The 22,662-nt window shown below is 71.1% G+C and carries 18 protein-coding genes; 15 read left to right on the forward strand and 3 right to left on the reverse strand.

Annotation, left to right across the window (positions count from 1 at the left end; all coding sequences use genetic code 11):
• The first annotated feature begins 73 nt into the window (after positions 1 to 73).
• The 9 genes from SNR22_RS07685 to SNR22_RS07725 all read left to right on the forward strand — a co-directional run bounded on the left by SNR22_RS07685 (position 74) and on the right by SNR22_RS07725 (position 12,124).
• Positions 74 to 1,330: a maltose ABC transporter substrate-binding protein gene (locus tag SNR22_RS07685; protein ID WP_320065783.1), complete on the forward strand. Its 1,257-nt coding sequence runs from the start codon at positions 74 to 76 to the stop codon at positions 1,328 to 1,330.
• Entirely contained in the window at positions 1,330 to 2,967 is a 1,638-nt protein-coding gene (locus SNR22_RS07690) for an ABC transporter permease subunit (RefSeq protein ID WP_320065784.1), read from the forward strand. The genes SNR22_RS07685 and SNR22_RS07690 overlap by 1 nt, the downstream gene beginning before the upstream one ends.
• Before the next feature lie 62 nt (positions 2,968 to 3,029).
• Positions 3,030 to 3,905 carry a sugar ABC transporter permease gene (locus tag SNR22_RS07695; protein WP_320065785.1) on the forward strand — a complete coding sequence of 292 codons (876 nt, stop codon included), beginning with the start codon at positions 3,030 to 3,032 and terminating at the stop codon, positions 3,903 to 3,905.
• 58 nt (positions 3,906 to 3,963) lie between these two features.
• Positions 3,964 to 5,883, forward strand: coding sequence for a glycoside hydrolase family 13 protein (locus SNR22_RS07700; protein ID WP_320066008.1), 1,920 nt, complete (start codon positions 3,964 to 3,966; stop codon positions 5,881 to 5,883).
• Between the two features lie 120 nt (positions 5,884 to 6,003).
• Positions 6,004 to 6,345 (forward strand): hypothetical protein, encoded by a 342-nt coding sequence (locus tag SNR22_RS07705; protein ID WP_320065786.1) that lies wholly within the window; start codon positions 6,004 to 6,006, stop codon positions 6,343 to 6,345.
• A 273-nt stretch (positions 6,346 to 6,618) separates the two neighbouring features.
• Positions 6,619 to 7,695, forward strand: a complete 1,077-nt coding sequence (locus SNR22_RS07710) for a BMP family ABC transporter substrate-binding protein (protein ID WP_320066009.1) — start codon at positions 6,619 to 6,621, stop codon at positions 7,693 to 7,695.
• 263 nt (positions 7,696 to 7,958) lie between these two features.
• On the forward strand, positions 7,959 to 9,509 hold the full coding sequence (locus SNR22_RS07715) for an ABC transporter ATP-binding protein (RefSeq protein WP_320066010.1): 1,551 nt from the start codon (positions 7,959 to 7,961) through the stop codon (positions 9,507 to 9,509).
• Positions 9,506 to 10,840 carry an ABC transporter permease gene (locus SNR22_RS07720; RefSeq protein ID WP_320065787.1) on the forward strand — a complete coding sequence of 445 codons (1,335 nt, stop codon included), beginning with the start codon at positions 9,506 to 9,508 and terminating at the stop codon, positions 10,838 to 10,840. The genes SNR22_RS07715 and SNR22_RS07720 overlap by 4 nt, the downstream gene beginning before the upstream one ends.
• A gap of 3 nt (positions 10,841 to 10,843) precedes the next feature.
• Complete coding sequence (locus SNR22_RS07725; protein ID WP_320065788.1) at positions 10,844 to 12,124, forward strand: ABC transporter permease; 1,281 nt, start codon at positions 10,844 to 10,846, stop codon at positions 12,122 to 12,124.
• A 120-nt stretch (positions 12,125 to 12,244) separates the two neighbouring features.
• Here SNR22_RS07725 and SNR22_RS07730 read toward each other — a convergent pair whose 3' ends face one another.
• On the reverse strand, positions 12,245 to 12,871 hold the full coding sequence (locus tag SNR22_RS07730; protein WP_320065789.1) for a hypothetical protein: 627 nt from the start codon (positions 12,869 to 12,871) through the stop codon (positions 12,245 to 12,247).
• A 216-nt stretch (positions 12,872 to 13,087) separates the two neighbouring features.
• Here SNR22_RS07730 and SNR22_RS07735 point away from each other — a divergent pair, with 216 nt between their 5' ends.
• The 3 genes from SNR22_RS07735 to SNR22_RS07745 all read left to right on the forward strand — a co-directional run bounded on the left by SNR22_RS07735 (position 13,088) and on the right by SNR22_RS07745 (position 15,917).
• Positions 13,088 to 13,795, forward strand: coding sequence for a cytidine deaminase (locus tag SNR22_RS07735; RefSeq protein ID WP_320065790.1), 708 nt, complete (start codon positions 13,088 to 13,090; stop codon positions 13,793 to 13,795).
• 51 nt (positions 13,796 to 13,846) lie between these two features.
• Positions 13,847 to 15,127 carry a thymidine phosphorylase gene (locus tag SNR22_RS07740; protein ID WP_320065791.1) on the forward strand — a complete coding sequence of 427 codons (1,281 nt, stop codon included), beginning with the start codon at positions 13,847 to 13,849 and terminating at the stop codon, positions 15,125 to 15,127.
• 109 nt (positions 15,128 to 15,236) lie between these two features.
• On the forward strand, positions 15,237 to 15,917 hold the full coding sequence (locus SNR22_RS07745) for a DUF4272 domain-containing protein (protein ID WP_320065792.1): 681 nt from the start codon (positions 15,237 to 15,239) through the stop codon (positions 15,915 to 15,917).
• Positions 15,918 to 15,983: 66 nt separating this feature from the next.
• Here the strand turns inward: SNR22_RS07745 and SNR22_RS07750 are convergent, their stop codons facing one another.
• Entirely contained in the window at positions 15,984 to 16,859 is an 876-nt protein-coding gene (locus SNR22_RS07750; RefSeq protein WP_320066011.1) for a putative RNA methyltransferase, read from the reverse strand.
• Positions 16,860 to 16,923: 64 nt separating this feature from the next.
• Here SNR22_RS07750 and SNR22_RS07755 point away from each other — a divergent pair, with 64 nt between their 5' ends.
• Complete coding sequence (locus tag SNR22_RS07755; RefSeq protein ID WP_320065793.1) at positions 16,924 to 18,000, forward strand: adenosine deaminase; 1,077 nt, start codon at positions 16,924 to 16,926, stop codon at positions 17,998 to 18,000.
• Here the strand turns inward: SNR22_RS07755 and SNR22_RS07760 are convergent, their stop codons facing one another.
• Positions 18,001 to 18,339 carry a hypothetical protein gene (locus tag SNR22_RS07760; RefSeq protein WP_320065794.1) on the reverse strand — a complete coding sequence of 113 codons (339 nt, stop codon included), beginning with the start codon at positions 18,337 to 18,339 and terminating at the stop codon, positions 18,001 to 18,003. It lies immediately after the preceding gene.
• Positions 18,340 to 18,799: 460 nt separating this feature from the next.
• On the opposite strand from SNR22_RS07760, the gene SNR22_RS07765 reads away from it, so the two are divergent.
• Both SNR22_RS07765 and SNR22_RS07770 read left to right on the forward strand, forming a co-directional pair.
• Positions 18,800 to 22,201 carry a nitrate- and nitrite sensing domain-containing protein gene (locus tag SNR22_RS07765; protein WP_320065795.1) on the forward strand — a complete coding sequence of 1,134 codons (3,402 nt, stop codon included), beginning with the start codon at positions 18,800 to 18,802 and terminating at the stop codon, positions 22,199 to 22,201.
• Positions 22,198 to 22,602, forward strand: a complete 405-nt coding sequence (locus tag SNR22_RS07770) for a roadblock/LC7 domain-containing protein (RefSeq protein WP_117671056.1) — start codon at positions 22,198 to 22,200, stop codon at positions 22,600 to 22,602. Before SNR22_RS07765 ends, SNR22_RS07770 begins: the two co-directional genes overlap by 4 nt.
• The last annotated feature ends 60 nt before the right edge of the window (positions 22,603 to 22,662 follow it).

The raw sequence follows: 22,662 nt of genomic DNA on the forward strand, positions 1-22,662 counted from the left end.
CAAAAACGACCGAAGGTTCCCACTGGCGGGCGGCCCTTCCCCCGGCGCCACCGCCATGACGACAGGAGTACCGATGCGCATCCGTACCGCGGGTGTGGTCGCCGTCCTCGGCCTGGCGCTGGCCGCCTCCGGCTGCGGCGGTGGCGACGACGACAGCAAAGCGCCGGCCGCGAAGGAGTCCGCCGGCGCCGCCGGCGGCAAGCTGGTGATCTGGGCCGACGACAAGCGGGCCGCTGCCCTGAAGCCGTTCGCCGAGAAGTTCGGCCAGGAGAACGGTGTGACCGTCGAGGTCCAGGCCGTCTCCAAGGACCTGCAGACCAACTTCGTCACCGCCTCCCAGCAGGGCAGCGGCCCGGACGTCGTGGTCGGCGCGCACGACTGGATCGGCAACCTGGTGCAGAACGGCGCCATCGACCCGGTGCAGCTCGCCGCCGAGCAGAAGAGCGGCTTCAACGAGACCGCCGTCAAGGCCGTGACGTTCAACGGTCAGGTCTACGGCGTGCCGTACGCCATGGAGAACCTGGCGCTGCTGCGCAACACCGACCTGGCCCCCGAGGCGCCGAAGACGATCGAGGATCTGGTCGCCTCCGGCAAGAAGCTCAAGGCTGAGAAGAAGGCCAGCGAGATCCTCTGCCTGCAGTCCGGCCAGAACGGCGACGCGTACCACATCTACCCGCTGTACTCCTCGGCCGGCGGCTACCTCTTCGGCACCGACGCCAACGGCGACTACGACCCGAAGGACCTGGGCGTGGGCAAGCCGGAGTCGATCGCGGCGTTCCAGAAGATCGCGAAGCTCGGCGAGAAGGGCGACGGTGCGCTGAAGCGTTCCATCACCCCGGAGAACTCGATCGCCACCTTCACCAGCAAGAAGTGCGCCTACCTGGTCTCCGGCCCGTGGGCCGTCGCCGACGCGAAGAAGGCCGGCATCTCCTACGACATCTCCCCGGTCCCCGGCTTCGCCGGCGGCAAGGAGGCCCAGCCGTTCGTGGGCGTCCAGGCCTTCTACGTCGCTTCCAAGGGCAAGAACAAGGCCCTGGCCCAGGAGTTCGTGACCAACTACACCACCAAGCCCGAGTTGGCCGTGGCGCTGTACAACGCCGAGCCCCGCCCGCCGGCGCTGACCGCCGCGCTGGAGCAGGTCAAGGGCAACGACCCGGACCTGGCCAAGTTCACCGAGGCCGGGAAGAACGGCCAGGTGCTCCCGGCGATCCCGGCCATGGCCGCGATCTGGGACCCGTTCGGCAAGGCCGAGGCCGCCATCATCGGCGGCGCCGACCCGGCCAAGACGATCACCGCTGCCGGCAAGACGATCTCCGGCCAGATCAAGTAATGAGCACCGAGCTGTCCGGCCCGGGTTCCGCCAAGCGGAACCCGGGCTGGGAGCCCGCCGGCCCCGGGCTCCCGCGCACCGCACGCGTGCGTAACGACGCGCCGATCAGCGCGATGGGCCTCATCGTCAAGGTGGTCCTGCTCGGCATGGTGGCCGGGATCGCGATCTGGGCGGCCTTTCCACTCGCCGAGGCCGAGAAGTGGTTCGGGCTGGCCGTGCTGGCGGTCACCACCGCCGCCCTGTTCTACCTCTACCTCACCCCGCGGCACATCCCCGCCAAGTACCTGCTCCCCGGCACGATCTTCCTGATCGCCTTCCAGGTCTTCCCGGTGCTCTACACCGCCAGCACCGCCTTCACGAACTTCGGTGACGGCCACCGTGGCAGCAAGGACGACGCGATCGTCGCGATCCAGAGCTCCTCGGTGAAGCAGGTCCCCGGCTCCACCGAGTACGCCCTGTCGATCGCCACCGAGGGCGACCCGGCCACCGGCTCGATGGTCTTCCTGGTCACCGATCCGAAGACCGGCGCCGTCTCCGCCGGTGACGCCGAGGGGCTGCGCCAGCTCGACGCCGCCGAGGTCACCGTCGCGCCGGGCGGCAGGGTCACCGCCGCCGACGGCTACACGGTGCTCAACTTCGGCCAGGCCAGTGCCCGGAGCAAGGAGATCACCGACCTGGTCGTGCCGACCTCCGGCGGTGCGCTGCGCTCCGCCGGGCTGTCCCGCGCGTACGAGGGCACGGCGATCCGGGCGTACGACGTGGGCTGCGACTGCGTCACCGACAGCGAGAGCGGCCGGACCTGGACCGCCGACGAGGCGACCGGCTCCTTCGTCGCCGCCGACGGCGAGCGGCTCTCCCAGGGCTGGAAGGTCAACGTCGGGCTGAAGAACTTCACCCAGATGCTCACCGACCCGAACATCTCCGGGCCGTTCTTCGGCACTCTGCTGTGGAACTTCGCCTTCGGGATCGGCTCGACCGGGCTCACCTTCCTGCTCGGCATGGCCATCGCCCTGGCGCTGCACTCGCCCCGGATGCGGGGCACCAACCTCTACCGGGTGCTGCTGATCCTCCCGTACGCCATGCCGTCATTCGCGATGCTGCTGATCTGGCGGGACATGTTCAACACCGACTTCGGTTTGATCAACAACCTGTTCGGGCTCGGGGTCGACTGGTTCGGGGAGGCGTGGTCTGCCCGTGCCGCGGTGCTGCTGGTGCAGCTCTGGCTGGGCTACCCGTACATGTTCCTGGTCGCCACCGGCGCGTTGCAGGCCATCCCCAAGGAGCTGACCGAGGCCAGCTCGGTCGACGGCGCCTCGCCCTGGCAGTCGTTCCGCGCGGTCACCCTGCCGCTGCTGCTGGTCGCGCTCTCCCCGCTGCTGATCGCGTCGTTCGCGTTCAACTTCAACAACATCAACGCGATCTGGCTGACCACCGAGGGCGGCCCGTTCGCGGCGGACAACCCGCGCAACGGGGCGACCGACCTGCTGATTACGTACACGTACCGGCTGGCGTTCGGCGCCCAGGGCGCGGAGTTCGGCATGGCCGCCGCGGTGTCGATCTTCATCTTCGCGATCGTGGCGACGGTGTCGGCGATCAGCTTCCGCAACACCCGTAAGCAGGAGGAGGTCTACTCGTGAGCGCCGGTGCTGTGAGCGCGAGGAGTCAGCTTGCGAGCCCCGCAGTCGCGAACGGAGGGCCGGTGCCGGTAAGCGCTGGGGGTGGGCGGCGGAGCCGCTGGTTCAGCCAGGTCGGGTGGCGGCACGTGGTCGGGGTGCTGGCGGTGGCGTTCAGCCTCTTCCCGATCCTGTTCGTGCTCTCGGCGGCGCTCAACCCGCTCGGCACCCTGTCGTCGAGCACCCTGCTGCCGACCCAGGGGGTGTCGCTGGAGAACTTCTCCAACCTCTTCGAGAACACGGCCTTCGGCCGCTGGTTCCTCAACTCGCTGATGATCGCCGGCCTGGCGAGCTTCGTGTCGATCTTCCTGTCCTCGCTGGCGGCGTACGCGTTCTCCCGGATGCGCTTCGCCGGCCGCCGGATCGGGCTGCTCAGCCTGCTGCTGATCCAGATGTTCCCACAGTTCCTGGCGATCGTGGCGATCTTCCTGATCTTCACCACGGTCACCGACCTGTGGCCGGGGATCGGGTTCAACACCCCGTGGGGCCTGTTCCTGCTCTACATGGGCGGCGCTCTGGGCGTGAACACCTGGCTGATGAAGGGCTTCTTCGACACCCTCCCTCGGGAGCTGGACGAGTCCGCCACGATGGACGGCGCCTCGCATGCCCAGGTCTTCTTCCGGATCATGCTGCCGCTGGTGGCGCCGATCCTGGCGGTGACCGCGCTGCTGTCGTTCATCGGCACGATCAACGAGTTCATGATCGCCAATGTGTTCCTCACCGACACCGAGTCCAAGACCCTCGCGGTCGGCATGTGGGGCCTGGTGGCCGGCGAACGCAACAACAACTTCGGAATGTTCGCGGCGGGCACCCTGCTCACCGCGATCCCTACGGTGCTGGTCTTCCAGCTCCTCCAGCGCTACATCGTCTCTGGCCTCACCTCCGGCGCGGTGAAGGGGTGAGCCTCCCGGCCGGCCGGTCCCTCCCGTGCCGACCCGGCTCCGGAAGGACACCGGCATGATTTCGCTGCACCCGCACCACGACGGCTCCGCCACCTACGTCCCCGAACAGGAGCCCGCCCTTGGGCAGAGCGTCCCGGTCTTCATCCGGGTCCCCGCCGGGGCCGACGTGCAGACCGTGTACGTGCGCACCACGCCGGACGGCGAGCCCCGCTTCGCCGAGGCCGTCGTCGACCGCCGCACCGGCTCCGACGTCTGGTGGCGCGCCGACGTCGAGGTGCGCAACCCGGTCAGCAACTACCGGTTCATGCTCGCCGGTGCCCGCAGCCACCGCTGGCTCAACGCCGCCGGTCGGTTCGACCACGACGTGCCGGACAACGGCGACTTCAAGCTGGTCAGCCACGCCCCGCCGCCGGCCTGGACCCGGGACGCGGTGATCTACCAGATCTTCCCCGACCGGTTCGCCCGCTCGGCCGCCGCCGCCGGCCGGACCGCCCCGGACTGGGCGATCCCCTGCGACTGGGACACCCCGGTGATCGGGCGCGGCCCGGAGACGCCGCGCCAGTTCTACGGCGGCGACCTCGACGGCATCGCCGAGCGGCTCGACCACCTGGACCGGCTCGGCGTCAACACCATCTACCTGACGCCGATCTTCCCGGCCCGCTCCAACCACCGGTACGACGCGGCCGGCTTCGACACCGTCGACCCGCTGCTCGGCGGGAACGCCGCGCTGGCCCGGCTCGCCGCCACCGTCCGGGCCCGGGGGTGGCGGCTGCTCGGCGACATCACCAGCAACCACACCGGCGACGCGCACGAGTGGTTCACCGCCGCCCTGGCCGACCCACACGCCCCCGAGCGGGAGCTGTACTACTTCGACGAGGTGACCGGCGGCGACAACTCCAGCTCGGCTGACGGCCATGATTCGGCCTCCGCGTTGCTTGGCGGCGCTCCGGGCCGAATGCAGGCAGGTCTGACGTCGCGCCGCGACCTGGAGCCGTCGTACGAGTCGTGGAACGGGGTGCGGTCGCTGCCGAAGCTGAACTGGGGCAGCGCCGAGCTGCGCCGCCGGTTCGCCACCGCCGAGGACTCCCCGCTGCGCCGGTGGCTGCGGCCCCCGTACTCCCTCGACGGGTGGCGGGTGGACGTGGCGAACATGACCGGCCGGCGGGGCGCGGACGCGTACACCCACGAGGTGGCGCGGCTGCTGCGCGAGGTGGTCGCGCAGACCCGGGCCGACGGGCTGGTGCTCGGCGAGCACGGCCACGACCACACCGGCGACCTGGACCGCGACGGCTGGCACGGCACGATGAACTACGTCGGCTTCACCGACCCGGTCTGGTCGTGGCTGCGCCACGGCGACGACCCGGTGCCGAACTTCCTCGGCACCCCGGGCGGGGTCCGGCGGCGGGACGCCCACGCGGCGTTGGCGACCATGGACACCTATCGGTCGCTGATCTCCTGGCGGTCGTACGTGCACTCGTGGCAGCTCCTCGGCTCGCACGACTCGGCCCGAATCCGCACCGTGGTGGGCGACGCGGCCCGGCAGGAGGTGGCCGCCGGCCTGCTTGCCACGATGCCGGGCACTCCGGTGATCTTTGCCGGGGACGAGCTGGGGCTGACCGGCGCGAACGGGGAGGGGGCGCGCACCCCGATGCCGTGGCACCGGCCGGAGAGCTGGGACGCCTCGACGTTCGCCGCGTACCGCGCGCTGGTCGCGTTGCGCCGCGCCGAGCCCGCGCTGCGCCACGGCGGCCTGCGCCGGTTGCACGCCGACGCGGAGACGATGATCTTCCTGCGCGAGGCCCCGACCGGCGCGGTGCTGGTGCTGGCCCGGCGGGCCGCTGGCACCCCGGCCCGGATCGCCGGCCTGCCGGCGGGGGAGAACGTTTACGGCGGCGCTCCCGCGCTGCGCCCGGACGCCGACGGCACGGTCGTATTGCCCGGCGACGGCCCGACCTTCCAGGTCTGGCGACTCGGCTGACCGGCCCGGCGGTGACCCGGCCTGGCGACGGGGGCCGGCGGGGTCGCCCCGGTGGTGAGCCGCCCCCTATCCCGGGCGGGCCCCTACTACGAAGCGTCGTTGATAGGGGAGGATGGGTGCGTGGAAGCTCTGAGACTGATACTGCGCTACGTCCATCTGATCGGTTTCGCCCTGCTGCTCGGCGGCGCGATCGTTCAGTACATCAGCGGAAAGTTGCGGATCAACCCGGCCATGCTCTGGGGAGCCGTGATCATGTTGGCGACCGGGATCGGCCTCTCCGCGCCGCTGCGCGACGGCAACGAGCCGGACCCCGCGAAGCTTGTTACCAAGTTGGTGCTCGCGCTACTGATCTTTGTCATGGTCTTCTTCTCCCGTAAGCGGGAGTCGGTCAACCGGGGCCACTTCCTCACCATCGTCGGGTTGACCCTGGTCAACGCGGCGGTGGCGGTTTTCTGGCGGTAACCCCCTGACCGGGGCAGAGGTGGCGGGACCGGACGTTTGTGACACCCGTTCGGTCACTGTCAGCACGAGAAGTGATCTGCCCCACGACAAGGGTTACGTAGGGGTAACAGGCACTCATCAGTCGTGCACGATTGGCGGCCGGTGGGTGGGCGCGGGCGTACGCTCCCGTCCGTAACGTGGGACGCCGGGGTGCGAACGCAGACCGGCTCAAGGGCTGCCACCGCGCAGAGCGGTGTGCAATGGGAAGGAGACGTCTTGCGCTCTGTGCGTGGGATGCGGATCGCCTCCGCCTTCGTGGCGGGTGGGCTGGTGCTGGGCGCCGCCGCGTGTGGTGAGGCCCCCGAGGACGACAACAACAACGCTACTGGTGGCAACGCCGCCAAGAAGTACAGCGCCTGCATGGTGACCGACGTCGGCGGTATCGACGACAAGTCGTTCAACACCTCCGCCTGGAAGGGTCTGGAGGAGGCCAAGAAGGCCAACGCCAACATCGAGACCAAGTTCGTCGCGTCGAAGGCCGAGGCGGACTACGAGGTCAACCTGACCGGGTACGTCAACCAGAAGTGCGACTTCATCCTGGCCGTCGGCGGCCTGATGTCCGACGCCACCAAGAAGATCGCCGCGGCGAACCCGAACCAGCAGTTCGGCATCGTGGACGCCGACCCGGCTGTCGGCAACGTCTACCCGATGCAGTTCGACACCGCCCAGGCGGCCTTCCAGGCCGGCTACCTGGCCGCCGGGATGTCCAAGACCGGCAAGGTCGGCACCTACGGCGGCCTGCCGATCCCGCCGGTGACCATCTTCATGGACGGCTTCGCCGACGGTGTGGCGCACTACAACAAGGCCAAGGGCAAGAACGTCCAGGTGCTCGGCTGGAACAAGGCGACCCAGAAGGGTTCCTTCACCAACGACTTCAGCAAGCAGGACGAGGGCAAGAAGGTCTCCGACACCCTGGTCGCCCAGGGCGCGGACGTCGTCATGCCGGTTGCCGGTGGCGCCGGACTCGGCACCACCGCGGCGGCCCAGGCCTCCGGCGGCAAGTACTCGGTCGTCTGGGTCGACATCGACGGCTGCGAGAGCACCCCGAACTGCTCGGCGCTGCTGACCACCGTGGTCAAGAACATCTCTGACGCCGTCAAGGAGGCCGTGGTCAAGGCCGCCGGTGGCGAGAAGCTCCAGGCCGCCCCGGGCTTCGTGGGCAACCTGGCCAACAACGGCGTCTCGATTGCCCCGTACCACGACTTCGACAGCAAGGTCCCGGCGGACCTCAAGGCCGAGGTCGAGAAGATCAAGGCGGACATCGCCGCCGGCACCATCACGATCACTTCGAAGGCCCAGCCGACCAAGTGACCGATCCGCCGGCCACTGCGGTGCGACCATCGACCGCAGGGGCCGGCGGGCCTCAGGCATGACGACCGGCCGCCTCGACGTACGCGGGGACATCACCCGCGCCGCCGGGGCGGCCGGTTCGCACCACCCGACGTCCGGTCCGGCCCGGTGACCGGTTCGGCAGCGGCTACGCTGCACCATCGCTCACACTCCAGGAGGTTGCGCTGAGACTCGAACTGCGCGGCATCACCAAGCGGTTCGGTGATCTGGTCGCCAACGACCACATCGACCTGACGGTGGAGCCTGGAGAGATTCACGCCCTGCTCGGCGAGAACGGTGCGGGCAAGTCGACCCTGATGAACGTGCTCTACGGGCTCTACCAGCCCGACGAGGGCGAGATCCTGGTCGACGGGACACCGCTGAAGCTGAAGGGCCCGTCCGACGCGATCGCGGCCGGGATCGGCATGGTGCACCAGCACTTCATGCTGGTGCCGGTCTTCACCGTGGCCGAGAACGTCATGCTCGGCTCCGAGCAGGTCAAGGGCGGCATCGCCGGCTTCCTGGACCGGCGCCGGGCCCGCCGTGAGGTCGCCGAGGTCTCCGAGCGGTACAACCTTCGGGTCGACCCGGACGCGGTGATCGAGGACCTGCCGGTCGGCATCCAGCAGCGGGTGGAGATCGTCAAGGCCCTCACCCGCGACGTCGACCTGCTGATCCTCGACGAGCCGACGGCCGTGCTCACCCCGCAGGAGACCGACGAGCTGCTGACGGTCATGCGGTCGCTGAAGGCCGCCGGCAAGTCGATCGTCTTCATCACCCACAAGCTCGGTGAAATCAAGGCCATCGCCGACCGGATCACCGTGATCCGGCGCGGGAAGACCGTGGGCACCGCCTCGCCGACGGCGAGCCGGGACGAGCTGGCCGCCCTGATGGTGGGCCGCAGCGTCCGGCTGACCGTGGACAAGGAGCCGGCCGTCCCGGGCCGGCCGATCCTGGAGATCGCCGGCCTGGTCGTCGACGACGACCGGCAGATCCGCGCCGTCGACGGGGTGGACCTCACCGTGCACGCGGGCGAGGTGCTCGGCGTGGCGGGTGTGCAGGGCAACGGCCAGACCGAGCTGATCGAGGCGGTCATGGGCCTGCGTCCGGTCCTCGCCGGCACGGTCACCCTCGACGGTCAGCCGGTGCACGGCTGGTCGACCAAGAAGGTGCTCCGCGCCGGGGTCGGTTACGTCCCCGAGGACCGCAGCGTCGACGGCCTGGTCAAGGAGTTCAGCGTCGCCGAGAACCTGGTGCTGGACATCTACGACCGGCCGCCCTTCGGCAAGGGGCTGTCGCTGAAGCCGGACGCCATCGCGGCGTCGGCGCGGGAGCGGATCGAGCAGTTCGACGTCCGCACCCCGTCGGCCGACGCGGCCGTCGGCACGCTCTCCGGCGGCAACCAGCAGAAGGTGATCGTGGCTCGGGAACTGTCCCGACCGCTGAAGCTCTTCATCGCCGCCCAACCCACCCGCGGCGTCGACGTCGGCTCCATCGAGTTCATCCACTCCCGGGTGATCCGGGAGCGGGACCAGGGCACCGCCGTCATGGTCGTCTCCAGCGAGCTGGACGAGGTGATCAACCTGGCCGACCGGATCGCGGTGATGTACCGCGGCCGGGTCATCGGCATCGTCGGCCCGAACACCCCCCGCGAGGAGATCGGCCTGCTGATGGCCGGCATCACCCCCGACGCGGCCCCCGAACTCGTCGAGCCGGCCCCCGACTCGCCGGCTGCCGGCGACACGGCATCCCCGGCCCCGGCTCCCGAGGGCCCCGGTAACGAGGACAAGGCATGAGCGACTCGAACCCGTTGTCGGGCTCCCCTGACAAGGAGCCGGCGACCGAGGACCAGGCGGCGCGGGTCTCGGCCGGCGACACCGACCGGACCGTCACCGCCACCGCGCCGAAGCGGCCGGAGCCGGCGACCCGGCCCACCCTGGGCCGGCTGTTCCTGGACAACCTCTGGGCGGCCAACACGGTCACCGTCACGGTGCTCGCGGTGCTGCTGGCGATGCTCGTCGGCGCCGTGTTGATCATCGTCTCGGACCCGGACGTGCTGGCCACCTACGGCTACATCACGGCCCGCCCGGGCGACGCGTTCAGCGCGAGCTGGACGGTGGTCAGCGAGGCGTACGCGAACCTGTTCAAGGGCGCGATCTTCGACCCGGAGGCGTCCGGGTTCAGCGCGGCGCTCAGCCCGATCTCGGAGACGCTGACCTACACCGCACCGCTGGTCTTCACCGGCCTGTCGGTGGCGCTCGCCTTCCGGGGCGGCCTGTTCAACATCGGTGCCCAGGGCCAGGCCACCATCGGCGTCATCTTCGCCGCGCTGGCCGGCTTCCTGCTGCCACTGCCCCCGGTGCTGCACCTGCTCGTCGCCCTGATCGCCGGCGCGGTCGGTGGCGCGCTCTGGGGCTTCATCCCGGGAATCCTCAAGGCGCGCACCGGCGCCCACGAGGTGATCAACACGATCATGCTCAACTACGTCGCGGTCTACTTCCTCTCCTGGATCATCGTCCAGAGCGGCGTGCAGAACCCCGACCGGGCCGACGCGATCAGCAAGCCCGTGGACTCCTCCGCCCAGCTGCCCCGACTGCTCGGCGACAACCTGCGGGTGCACGCCGGCATCCTGCTGGCCGTGCTGGCCGCCTGGTTCGTCGCCTGGCTGCTCAACCGCTCCACCTTCGGCTTCGAGCTGCGTGCGGTCGGCGCCAACCCGGACGCCGCCCGCACCGCAGGCATCAGCGTCTCCCGCACCTACGTGCTGATGATGGCGCTCGCCGGGTTGCTCGCCGGGTTCGGCGGCAGCCAGATGGTGCTCGGCTCGACGGCCACCGCGCTGACCCCGCTGGTGATCGCCCAGATCGGCTTCGACGGCATTCTGGTGGCCCTGCTGGGCCGGGTGAAGCCGTGGGGCGTCCTGCTGGCCGCGCTGCTCTTCGGCGCGCTCCAGGCCGGCGGCAACCGGATGCAGTCGTACTCGGGGATCTCACTGGAGCTGGTCACGGTGCTCCAGGCGCTGATCGTCATCTTCATCGCCGCGCCGGCCCTGGTGAAGGCGATCTTCCAGCTCCGGGCCGCCCGCGCCGCCCGGTTGCAGACGAGCCTTGCGGCGAAGGGCTGGTAACGCATGTCAACCATGGCTGTCCCGGACATCGCCGTTTCCCAGGTCGACCACGGCTTCTGGAATCGCACCCGGAAGGTCGGCCTGGTGCTGCTGGCGCTCGGGGTGATCTCGGCGGTGCTCTTCGGGGCGCTCGCCACCGATCAGCAGGCCCGCTTCACCCTCAGCGAGACCGAGGGCGGCGCCGCACTGGAGATCAACGGCACCATCGGGGCGATCCTGTTCGGGGTCATCGCCGCGGCGACCGGCGCGGCGCTGCTGGCCGGCGTGCCGAAGCGCTGGTTCGCCGTGCTGCTCGGCCTCGGGCTGGCCGCCTTCGTGCTCTCCTTCCTGTGCTGGCAGGTGTCGGCCGCCCCCGAGGGGCGCAACTTCATGCCGCTGGTCAACATGGTGCGCGGCACCTTCATCCTGGCCCTGCCGCTGATCTTCGGTGCCCTCTCCGGCCTGCTCTGCGAGCGCTCCGGCGTGGTCAACGTGGCCATCGAGGGGCAGTTGCTGATGGGCGCCTTCAGCGGCGCACTGTTCGGCAGCCTCTCCGGCAGCGTCTGGGTGGGCCTGGTGGCCGCCGCGGTCGGCGGCGCGTTGATCTCGCTGCTGCTCGCCATCTTCGCCATCCGCTACCTGGTCGACCAGGTGGTGATGGGCATCGTGCTGAACCTGCTGGCCGTCGGCATCACCGGCTTCCTCTACGAGCGGCTGATGCAGACCAACACGGAGCGGTACAACTCCGCGCCCCGGTTCGGCAACTGGGAGATCCCGCTGCTCTCCGACATTCCGGTGCTCGGGCCGGCGCTGTTCAGCGCCAACATCTTCCTCTACCTCGGGTTGCTGCTGGTGCTCGTCATCCACATCGCCCTGTTCCGCACCCGCTGGGGGCTGCGCACCCGGTCGGTCGGGGAGCACCCGACCGCCGCCGACACCCTCGGCGTGAAGGTGCTGCGGCTGCGCTACCGCAACGTCGTGCTGGCCGGCGTGGTGGCCGGGATCGGCGGGGCGTCGTACACGCTGGCGCTCTACTCGTTCACCAAGAACATGATCGGCGGCAAGGGCTTCATCGCCCTGGCCGCGCTGATCTTCGGCCGGTGGAGCCCGACGGGCGCGCTGCTCGCCGCGCTCTTCTTCGGCTTCGCCGACCAGCTCGGCACGTACCTCGGGGCGATCGGCAGCAGCATTCCGAGCCAGTTCCTGGCGATGCTGCCGTACCTGGCGACGATGCTGGCCGTGGCAGGCCTGGTCGGCAGGGTCCGCGCGCCAGCCGCCAACGGCAAGCCGTACATCAAGGGCTGAGAACTGATCGGATCCGTGCCCGGCCGGGGGAGTCCCGGCCGGGCACGGTCGTCTCCGCGGTCGGGAGGGACGGCGATGCCACTGATCGGACGGCCTCCCGGCCGGCTGATCCCGCCCCGGTCAGAGCAGTCCGGCGTGGATCAGCGACATCGGCACCTCCGGTCGCCGGTCCTCCCATCGCCCCTCGTCCGCCGACCACCAGTAGTACCGCTCGCCGAGCAGCCGTTCCCAGATCGCCAGCAGGTCGGTGAGCGAGGCCGTGTGGGCCACTCCGACGTCCTCCGGCTGGGCTGCCCACAGGTGAAGGGGAACCCCGACGTCGGTCGCCCCGTCGAGATTGGCGAAGACCAGGTTCGCGTCGAACGCGAACAGCGGCATCCACGACGGTCGCCAGTAGCCGTCCCAGTCCCGATCGTCGGCCGGGTAGTGCGGGCGACCGCAGAGCTTCAACATCAGCGCCCGCTCCGACAGCGCCTCATCGAGGGAGAGTAGCTCCCACCCGCCGGGGCCGACCTGGCTCTCCGTCCCGAGCCTGGTCCCCGGCTGGAACCGTCGTACCCCGTCGTGCCGGCCCCACCACAGCCGCAGCTCGTCCGGCAGGGCCGACCCGAGGGGGCGGAACCGGGCGGCCAGTTCGTCCTCGGCCAGCCCCGGCGCGAGCCGACCGGCGATCGGTGCCCCGTGCTCACGCCAGCGGGCCTCAAGCGCTTCGAGGATGTCGGCCGTCCTTCCCTGAGTCTCAGACATCGTCGGAGGGTGGCACGGGCGGTCGACACGCGCAATCACCCCAAATGGGCGGTCCCGGACGGGTGCCGCGCGGTGGCCGGCCACCAGGGTCTCCGGGGACTCGTTGAGCTCGATCGGGTGGCCCGCCCAGCCGATCACGGCCAGGGCGGCGGCCCGCACGCACCGTGGCCCGCCCCTGCCCGCCCCTGGCCGGCGTGAATTGGGCAGAATGACGAGATGACCGACATTGACTGGGAGCGGCTGCGGGCCGCCGCCACCGAGGTGATGCGACACGCGTACGTGCCGTACTCGAAGTTCCCGGTCGGGGCCGCCGCCCTGGTCGACGACGGCCGGATCGTGGTCGGCTGCAATGTGGAGAACGCCGCCTACGGCGTGGTGCTCTGCGCCGAGTGCGGGGTGGTCTCCTCGCTGCACGCCACCGGCGGCGGCCGGATCGTCGCGCTCTCCTGCGTGGACGCCACCGGCGAGCCGCTCATGCCGTGCGGCCGGTGTCGGCAACTGCTCTGGGAGCAGGGCGGCCCGCAGTGCCTGATCGAGGCCCGGGGCGGCCCGCTGACCATGGCGGAGTTGCTGCCGCACGCGTTCGACGTGACCGACCTGGAGGCGGTGACCGGCGAGGACCCGGTGCCGGTGGTGCCGGACCGGCTGGCCGCCTGGCGCGGTCGGGGCACCGTCTTCGTGCACCCGGACCTCTCCGCCGGCCAGCAGGTGTGGACGGCGTACTGGGAGCGGTCGGCCGGGGACACCGAGGGCGCCGAGACCGGCGTGCTGGAGGAGGGCCCGAGCTGGAACGCCCCGGCGGACGCGATCACCTGGGGCCACGCCCGTACCCCGCGTGTGGTGGTGGTCGACGCGGCCGGCACCATCTTCTGGGCGGGCGATGGAGAGCCCCCGATGGAGATCCCGATCCGCTGGGGTGGCTGAGCCCCTTCGACCGGCCACCGTCCACGACGACAAGAGGGGATCGACTCGACGATGAGTGCTTTTACCGCGGTGGACGTCATCCGCACCAAGCGGGACGGCGGCGTGCTGAGCGACGCCCGGATCGACTGGGTGGTCGACGCGTACACGAAGGGGCTGGTTGCCGACGAGCAGATGGCGGCCCTGGCCATGGCGATCCTGCTGCGCGGGATGACCGCCTCGGAGATCGCCCGGTGGACCGCCGCGATGATCGCCAGCGGGGAGCGGCTGGACCTGACGGCCGTCAACCGGCCGACCGTCGACAAGCACTCCACCGGCGGCGTCGGTGACAAGATCACCCTGCCGCTCACCCCGCTGGTCGCGGCCTGCGGCGGCGCGGTGCCGCAGCTCTCCGGGCGGGGCCTGGGCCACACCGGCGGCACCCTGGACAAGCTGGAGTCGATCCCCGGCTGGCGGGCCGCGCTGACCAACGACGAGTTCCTCCGCCAGCTCCGCGAGGTGGGCGCGGTGATCTGCGCGGCCGGCGAGGGACTGGCCCCGGCCGACCGCAAGCTGTACGCGCTGCGCGACGTCACCGGCACCGTGGAGGCGATCCCGCTGATCGCCAGCTCGATCATGAGCAAGAAGATCGCCGAGGGCACCGGCGCGCTGGTGCTCGACGTGAAGGTCGGCTCCGGGGCGTTCATGAAGTCCGTCGACGACGCCCGCGAGCTGGCCCGCACCATGGTCGAGCTGGGTGGTGCGCACGGTGTGCGGACCGTCGCCCTGCTCACCGAGATGTCCACCCCGCTCGGGCTGACCGTCGGCAACGCGGTCGAGGTGACCGAGTCGGTCGAGGTGCTGGCCGGTGGCGGCCCCGCCGACGTGGTGGAGCTGACCCTGGCCCTGGCCCGGGAGATGCTCGACGCGGCCGGGCTACCCGACGCCGACCCGGCGGCGGCGCTGCGTGATGGCCGGGCGATGGACGCCTGGCGGTCGATGATCCGCGCCCAGGGCGGCGACCCGGACGCCCCGATGCCGACCGCGAACGAGGTCGAGGTGGTCCGCGCCGACGCGGCCGGCTTCGTCTCCTCGATCGACGCGTACGCGATCGGGGTGGCCGCCTGGCGGCTCGGTGCCGGCCGGGCCCGCAAGGAGGACCCGGTCAGCATCCCGGCCGGGGTGGTGCTGCACAAGCGCCCCGGCGACCCGGTGCGGGCCGGCGACCCGCTGTACGAGCTGCGCGCCGAGGACGCCACCCGGATCCCCGCGGCGCTCGCCGAGGCGGCCCCCGCGGTACGGATCGCGGCGTCCGCCCCGGCGGTGGCCCCACTGGTCATCGAGCGGATCGGTTGAGGGGCCCAGCCGTCAGGTGCCATGGTGCCGCCCACCGGTACCGGCTATTCTCCCAGGCCAGGGGGGACGACCGGGCACTGAGCCGATGCGACTGACAGGGATCTGAGCCGTGCGTGTACCCGCCCCCGACCCGCGAGAGGTCCGTGACGCCAGCCTGGACGAGTTGTCCCGGTTGGGGTTACCGCTGCCCCCGAGCCAGTTTCCCCTGGTCTGGGAGCCGGGCGACGAGATCGAGCTGCGGCCGACCGTGGAGATCGAGGCCCGGATCGCGGTGCTGCACCTGATCCTGGCCCGGTGCTTCGGCATGCCGCCGCAGGCGGCGATGAGCTGGCTGCTCGGTTCGCACCTGGTCGACATGCTCACCCCGCCCGAGGGGCAGTTCGTGATGGGCGGCAAGGGCGACCACCGCTCGTTCGTGCTGCACCACGACGCGGTCTTCTCGCTGGCCTGGGTGCTCGGCCTGGCCAAGCAACTCGACCCGACGCTGCCGGTGGACGAGCGGCTGATGGAGCGGCTGCCACAGATCGCCGCCGGGGAGACGTTCCCCGAGTGGCGCTCCCGCATCCTCGCCGCGCCCCAGCACCCGGCCGACGCGGCGGCCCTGCTCGACCTGCACTACTGCCTCGACTGGGCGTACCTGGAGACGGAACGGGCCGGCGGGTCGCTGCCCGGGCTGGTCGACGCGAACGCCATCGGGCAGCGCCGGTGGGCGCTGGAGTGGGCGGTGGTCCTGCACGGGCCGTACCACGACGAGCCGCCGGGCTGGGAAGAGGTCGACCTCTCCACCTGACCCGCGACCGGCCTCCGTCCGGGCGGTGCCGGGCGCTCCGCCCGGGGGTGCCCCCGGCTGGGGCGTTCAGCGCGGGCGGTGCACGGTCAGCCGGACCGCGAGGGTCACCCCGACCGGCTCGGGCAGCGTGGCGATCCGCACGGCGAGGGCGGCCGGGTCGGTGTGCCAGGCGCTGGGTCCCATTCCGACCAGGGTGGCCACCTCCGGCCGGGTCAGCTCCAGCCGGGCCCGCAGCACGCTCTCGGCGACCTCGTCGAAGTGGGCGGCCAGGCTTCCGGCGACCCGGTCGGCCTTGGCCGGGTCGACCCGCAGCAGGCCGAGCACGTCGACCAGTTCGGCGAGGTGGGCCCCGGTCGGGGTGACCACCAGCAGCGCGCCGGCCGGGTGCAGCACCCGGCGGAACTCCGCCCCGTTGCGCGGCGCGAAGACGTTGAGCAGCACGGCCGTCGACGCGTCGGCCAGCGGGAGCCGCTGCCAGGTGTCGGCGAGGGCCGCCGCCACGCGGGGGTGGGCCTGCGCCGCGCGGCGCAGCGCCGGCTTGGAGACGTCCAGGGCCAGACCCACGGCGTCCGGCAACGCCGCCAGCACCGCGGCGAGGTGCCACCCGGTTCCGGCGCCGGCATCCACCACCAGCGGGTACGCCCCGAGCGCCGCCCCCGCGGCTCCGGCCCTGTCCGCCGCGTCCCGGGCTGCGTCGGCGAGCGCGGTGGAGACGGTGTCGTAGTGGCCGGCGGCCAGGAAGTCGGCCCGGGCGGTCACCATCTCGGCGCTGTCCCCGACGTGCGGGGCTCGGCCGGTGAGCAGGTTGACGTACCCCTGACGGGCCACGTCGAAGCTGTGCCGGCGCGGGCAGCGCAGCGCCCGGGCGGTGCCGGCGGTGGCCTCGGCGAGCGGTTCCGCGCAGACCGGGCAGCGCAGCCGGTCGACGATGCGGGGATCCATCACCCGGTGATTCTCCCAGCCGGTCCCGTGGCCGGGGCGGCCGGTGGCTGACTAGGGTCTGACCATGGTCGCTATCTCATACGAGGACATCGTCAAGGTCCCGAAGGCGCTGCTGCACGACCACCTCGACGGCGGCTTGCGCCCGGCGACGATCGTCGAACTGGCCGCCGAGGTTGGCCACGAACTGCCCACCACCGATCCCGAGGCGCTCGGCCGCTGGTTCGTCGAGGCGGCGGACTCCGGCTCGCTGGAGCGGTACCTGGAGACGTTCGCGCACACCGTCGCGGTGATGCAGACCGCCGCCGCGCTGCACCGCGTCGCCCGGGAGTGCGCGCTCGACCTCGCCGCCGACGGGGTCGTCTACGCCGAGGTGCGGTTCGCCCCCGAGCAGCACCTGGAGCGGAACCTGACCCTGGACGAGGTGGTGGAGGCGGTCGTCGCCGGTTTCACCGAGGGCGCGGCGCTCGCCGCGGCGGCCGGTAACCCGATCCGGGTCGGCACCCTGCTCACCGCGATGCGGCACGCCGCCCGGTCACAGGAGATCGCCGAGTTGGCGGTGCGGCACCGGGACGCCGGGGTGGTGGGCTTCGACATCGCCGGCGCGGAGGCGGGCTTTCCGCCCACCCGGCACCTGGACGCCTTCGAGTACCTCCAGCGGGAGAACTTCCACTTCACCATCCACGCCGGCGAGGCGTTCGGACTGCCGTCGATCTGGCAGGCCATCCAGTGGTGTGGCGCGGACCGGCTGGGCCACGGGGTGCGCATCGTCGACGACATCGTCCCCGGCGATCCGCCGGTGCTCGGCCGGCTGGCCGCGTACGTGCGGGACAAGCGGATCCCGCTGGAGCTCTGCCCGTCGTCGAACGTGCAGACCGGAGCGGCGGCGTCGATCGCTGAACACCCGATCGGGCTGTTGCGTGACCTGCGGTTCCGGGCCACGGTGAACACCGACAACCGGCTGATGAGCGGCACCTCGATGTCGCGGGAGATGGCGCTGCTGGTGGATGCCTTCGGCTATGGCTGGAAGGAACTCCAGTGGTTCACCATCAACGCGATGAAGAGCGCCTTCATCCCGTTCGACGAGCGGCTGGCGATCATCGACGAGGTGATCAAGCCCGCGTACGCGAAACTGCTGGGCTGATCAGTGGTGGTGCGGGTGGCCGGCGAGCAGGTCGGCCACCCGGCGCAGTACCTCCCGGGCCGGGGCCGGACGGGCGCCGAGCCCGGCCTGCCGGCGCAGCACGGCCGGCTCGGCGCGCAGCAGGGCCAGCCCTCGCCGGAACAGGACCCGGGGGGCCTTGCGCTGTTCGGCCAGGTCACGGGCGAGTCGTCGGACGAAGGTGGTCCCGCGTGGACGGCGCAGCGCATACGCGCCGGCGAGCAGCCCTCGGCGTCGACACTCCTCGACTATCTCGGCGGCGAAGATCCCTTCGGCGACGAAAAGTGGCGATCCGGCCAGCTCGAATGGCCGGCTGGACACCTGGCGGTCAGCGCCTATCGCATAAATCGGCACCTCGGCCCTGCCGTCGCAGGCCAGTCGGGCAATCGTCGCCACTGCGGCCTCGCCGTCCCACGACCGTGGTGAGTCCCAATCCACAAGCCCGTTGTGACGCGGCAACGTTGGGTCATCGCCATTCTTGTAGAAGTCGTCGAGGCAGAGGACCGGAAGTCCGGTTCGCTGCGCAATATACGACTTTCCGGAGCCGGAAGGGCCGGCGAGCAGGACAACGCGGTGCAGATGATCCATTACTTTGTGTCACTCCGGCCAGGCAGATAGCGAGCAAATTGCATCAACATCTCATCACACCAGCGGCAACGGCCAACCTGGGCTTTCTTCTTGGAAGGCGGCGTGATGGAATCTCGGAGGTCCGACCCGCCGGGTCGGTCGCTGGGCGTTGCCCGGGGCAACGCGCGGGCGCTGTGATCGCGAGGGCGGTGACGTGAGCAAACGGCCAAAGACGGCGGGCTCCTTCCTGTCGCGACTGCGTCGGCCGGCCGATCGGCTCCGCGACATGCCGATCTGGTCCAAGCTCGGTCTCATCATGATCGTGCCGACCCTCGCGACGGTCGTCGTCGGCACCAGCGGCCTCGTCGACAACCTCGACACCCTGAGCAACGCCAACCGCTCGGGCGACCTGGCCAACCTCGCCGGCTACTCGGGCGAACTGGTCAACAGCCTGCAGGACGAGCGCACCTCGGCGGTGCTGCTGCTCGGCGCGAACGGTGAACAGGCCAAGGCGCAATACCAGGAGTCGTACAACCGGGTCAACAGCCGGGTCAACCAGGCCACGGGCCCCTACCAGCAACAGCGCCTTGAGATCGAGGACCTGCCGGGCAGCCTGGACACGATCCTCGACGGCATCGACCAGAACCTGAAGGACCTGCCCGGCACCCGCAGCCAGGTGTTCAACGGCAAGTTGAAGATCATTGACGCGATGCAGGCGTACGAGGGTCTGATCAACGACCTGTTGGCCGTCCGCGACTCCGCCACCCAGCTCGCCGGTGACAACGACCTGAGCGACCGGATGCGGGCCGCGGCCGCCGTGGCCCGGGAGAAGGAATACCTCTCGGTTCGCCGGGTGGTGGTGCACCGGGCGCTGATCCAACGCGAGCTGACCCCGGTGCTACGCACCGACTACATTGCCAGCGGCACCGGCCAGCAGCAGGCACTGCAGAGCTTCAAGGCGGTCGCCAATTCCGCCGAGTCGGACCTGCATGACCAGACCGTCGCCGGTGGCGACCGGCGCGAGGCGCAGAACTACACCGGCTGGATCGACGGCAACATCAACGGCAGCATGCTCGAGGCACCGTTCGGGGCGGACCAGTGGGACGGGGCCATGGTGGCCAACGCCAGGCTGATCCGTGCCGTCGAGGCGAAGCTGGACAGCGGCGTGATCCGGCAGGCCGACGCGCTGCGCTCCGACGTGCAGCGGACGGTGTTTCTCCAGACCGGCCTGCTGCTCGGCGTGCTGCTGCTGGCCATTCTCTTCGCCTACCTGGTCGCCCGGTCGATGGCTCGCTCACTGCGCGACCTGCGCCAGGGCGCGCTCAACATCGCCCGGTTCGGCCTGCCACAGGCAGTTGCCCGGCTGCGTGACCCGCAGCTCTCCAGCCAGCTCTCCCCGGTCCAGTTGGCCAACCAGATCGCCGAGCCCCTGCCGGTCCGCAGCAAGGACGAGTTCGGTCAGGTGACCGAGGCGTTCAACGCGGTCCACCTGGAGGCCGTGCGGACCGCGGCCGAGCAGGCCGCGCTGCGCGCGTCCGTCGCGACCATGTTCGTCAACCTGGCCCGCCGGTCGCAGATCCTGGTGGACCGGTTGATCGGCCACCTCGACCGGCTGGAGCGCGGCGAGGAGGACCCGGACCGGCTGGCCGAGCTGTTCCAGCTCGACCACCTGGCGACCCGGATGCGCCGTAACGACGAGAACCTGCTGGTGCTAGCCGGCGCCGACTCCACCCGCGTGCAGCGCCAGCCGGCGGCGCTGATCGATGTGCTGCGGGCCGCCCAGTCCGAGGTCGAGCACTACACCCGGATCGAGTTCGGGGTGATCGACCGGGACATCGAGGTCGCCGCGCACGCGGTCAACGACCTGGTCCATCTCGTCGCCGAGCTGTTCGACAACGCGACCGCCTTCTCCCCACCGGACTCGCAGGTGATGGTGGAGGCCCGTCGGGTCGGTGACCGTGCCTCCCTCTACGTGGAGGACCGGGGCATCGGTATCAGCGCCGACCAGATCCACGACCTGAACGACCGGCTCGCCACGCCGCCGCAGGTGGACGTGGCCGTCTCCCGGATGATGGGTCTGGTCGTGGTGGCCCGGCTGGCCTCCCGGCACGGCGTCCGGGTCGAGCTGCGGCCCGGCGCGGACCGTGGCACGGTCGCCGACGTCACCATGCCGACGTCGGTGCTGGTGCTGCGGGCGCTGTCCGGCCGGGTCCAGCAGCCGTTCGGGCTGCCGTCCTCCGGTCCGCAGCCGTCCTCCGGTCCGCAGCCGTCCTCCGGTCCGCAGCCGTCCTCCGGTCCGCAGCCGGCCGGGTCACTGCCGGCCCTGGGCGCATTCGCGGCCTTCAACAACGGGCCGTCGAACCCCGTACCGGCGCAGCGCCCGGGGCCCTCCGGCAATCAGGTCACCCTGGGCGGCCGCACGTTCGACCCGGCCTCGCGCAACGGCCAGGGCTCGCCCGCCCCGGCCGACTCGACGAGGTCGATGCCGGCCTGGTCCGACCTGACAGGGGCCAGCGGGGGCGACGGCGGCGACCCCTTCGGCCCGCGCACCTCCAAAGGTCAGCAGGTCGATCCGCTGCCGCAGCGCCGCGCTGGCGATGCCGACCAGCACGGGACCGGCCAGCAGCCGGTGATCCCTCGGCAGCTGCCGAGCAGCCCGGAGCCCCGGGGCTGGACCCCGCCGCCCGTCTCCGCACCTCCGGTCTCGGGCGTGCCGATCTCCGCACCGCCGCTGCCGAACCGGCCGGGTCCGTCGGCCCAGGCCCAGGCCGCGCCGCCGGCTTGGCCGCCGGTGGCCCCGTCGGAGCGCGAGCCGGCTGCCCCGCCGGTGCCCGAGCGACTCGCCGCCGCGCTGGACATGACGACTGAGCTGCCGCGGGTGCCACGCACCGACGGGCCGCCGATGCCGCCCACCCCGCCGGCCACGCAGGCCCAGAACCGGCAGCGGTACGCGGACGAGACCATGGAGCTGCCGATCTTCCGTGAGCTTGAGTCGGCCTGGTTCCGTACCCGCCGCGAGGGTGCCGAGGAAGCGCTGGGCACTCCCCAGCCGGCGGCGACCAACGAGGCCGCAGCCCCTGCGAACGGGGCGGTGACCCAGCAGTTCTCTGCGGTCGACGTCAACGGCCGGGCCGTTCAGACACCAGCACCAGGGACGACAGGTAACGCACCGATGGCAGACATCACGACGGCCGGAGGAGCGCCCCGCGACAACGGGCTGACGGCCAACGGCGGCGTCCGCCCCGGTCGCACCGAGCCCCTGGCGACCCGACGGCCCGGTGCCGCCTGGCAGTCCGCAGCCGACGACGGATGGCGGGCCGCCTCGGCGGCCACCGAGGTCCCGGTGGCGGAGACCACCCGCCAGGGCCTGCCGAAGCGGGTGCCGATGGCCCAGCTTGTGCCGGGCGGGGTGGAGAAGCTGACCACCTCAGTCCAGCGCCGTACGCCGGAGGGTGTCCGTGGTCTGCTCTCCGCCTACCATCGAGGGGTGCAGCGTGGGCGTACCGAGCCCGACGGCAACCCGACCAACCCGGACCTGACTCCGGGAGGGCAGCAATCCTCGCAGTCTGGCTCCGGCCCGGTGGCCGGGAGCAGGCAGAAGGAGCAACAAGGATGACAACTACGCAGGATCTCGGTTGGCTGCTGGCCAACTTCGCCGACCGGGTGCCCGGTGTCGCGCATGCGGTCGCCGTCTCCGCGGACGGTCTGCTCCTCGCGTCGTCACGAGACCTTCCACGTGACCGGGCTGACCAGTTGGCCGCGATCGCGTCCGGGCTGGTCAGCCTGACACAGGGGGCGGCTCGCTGCTTCGAGGGTGGCGCGGTGTTGCAGACCGTGGTCGAGATGGACAACGGCTTCTTGTTCCTGATGTCCATCTCGGACGGATCGTCCTTCGCCGTGCTCGCCGCTCGCAGCTGCGACGTCGGCCAGGTCGGGTACGAAATGGCCCTCCTGGTCGACCGGGTAGGCGACGCGTTGACCCCGCAGCCGCGTGCGGCTGTGGGGATGATGGGCTGACCCGCGCTGGCCGGTGGGTCGAACGGAACAGCAAGGACAACAACGACGGGTTTCGTTCCA

Origin of the sequence: Micromonospora sp. RTGN7, from assembly GCF_033804645.1 — a bacterium.
GTDB lineage: Bacteria > Actinomycetota > Actinomycetes > Mycobacteriales > Micromonosporaceae > Micromonospora.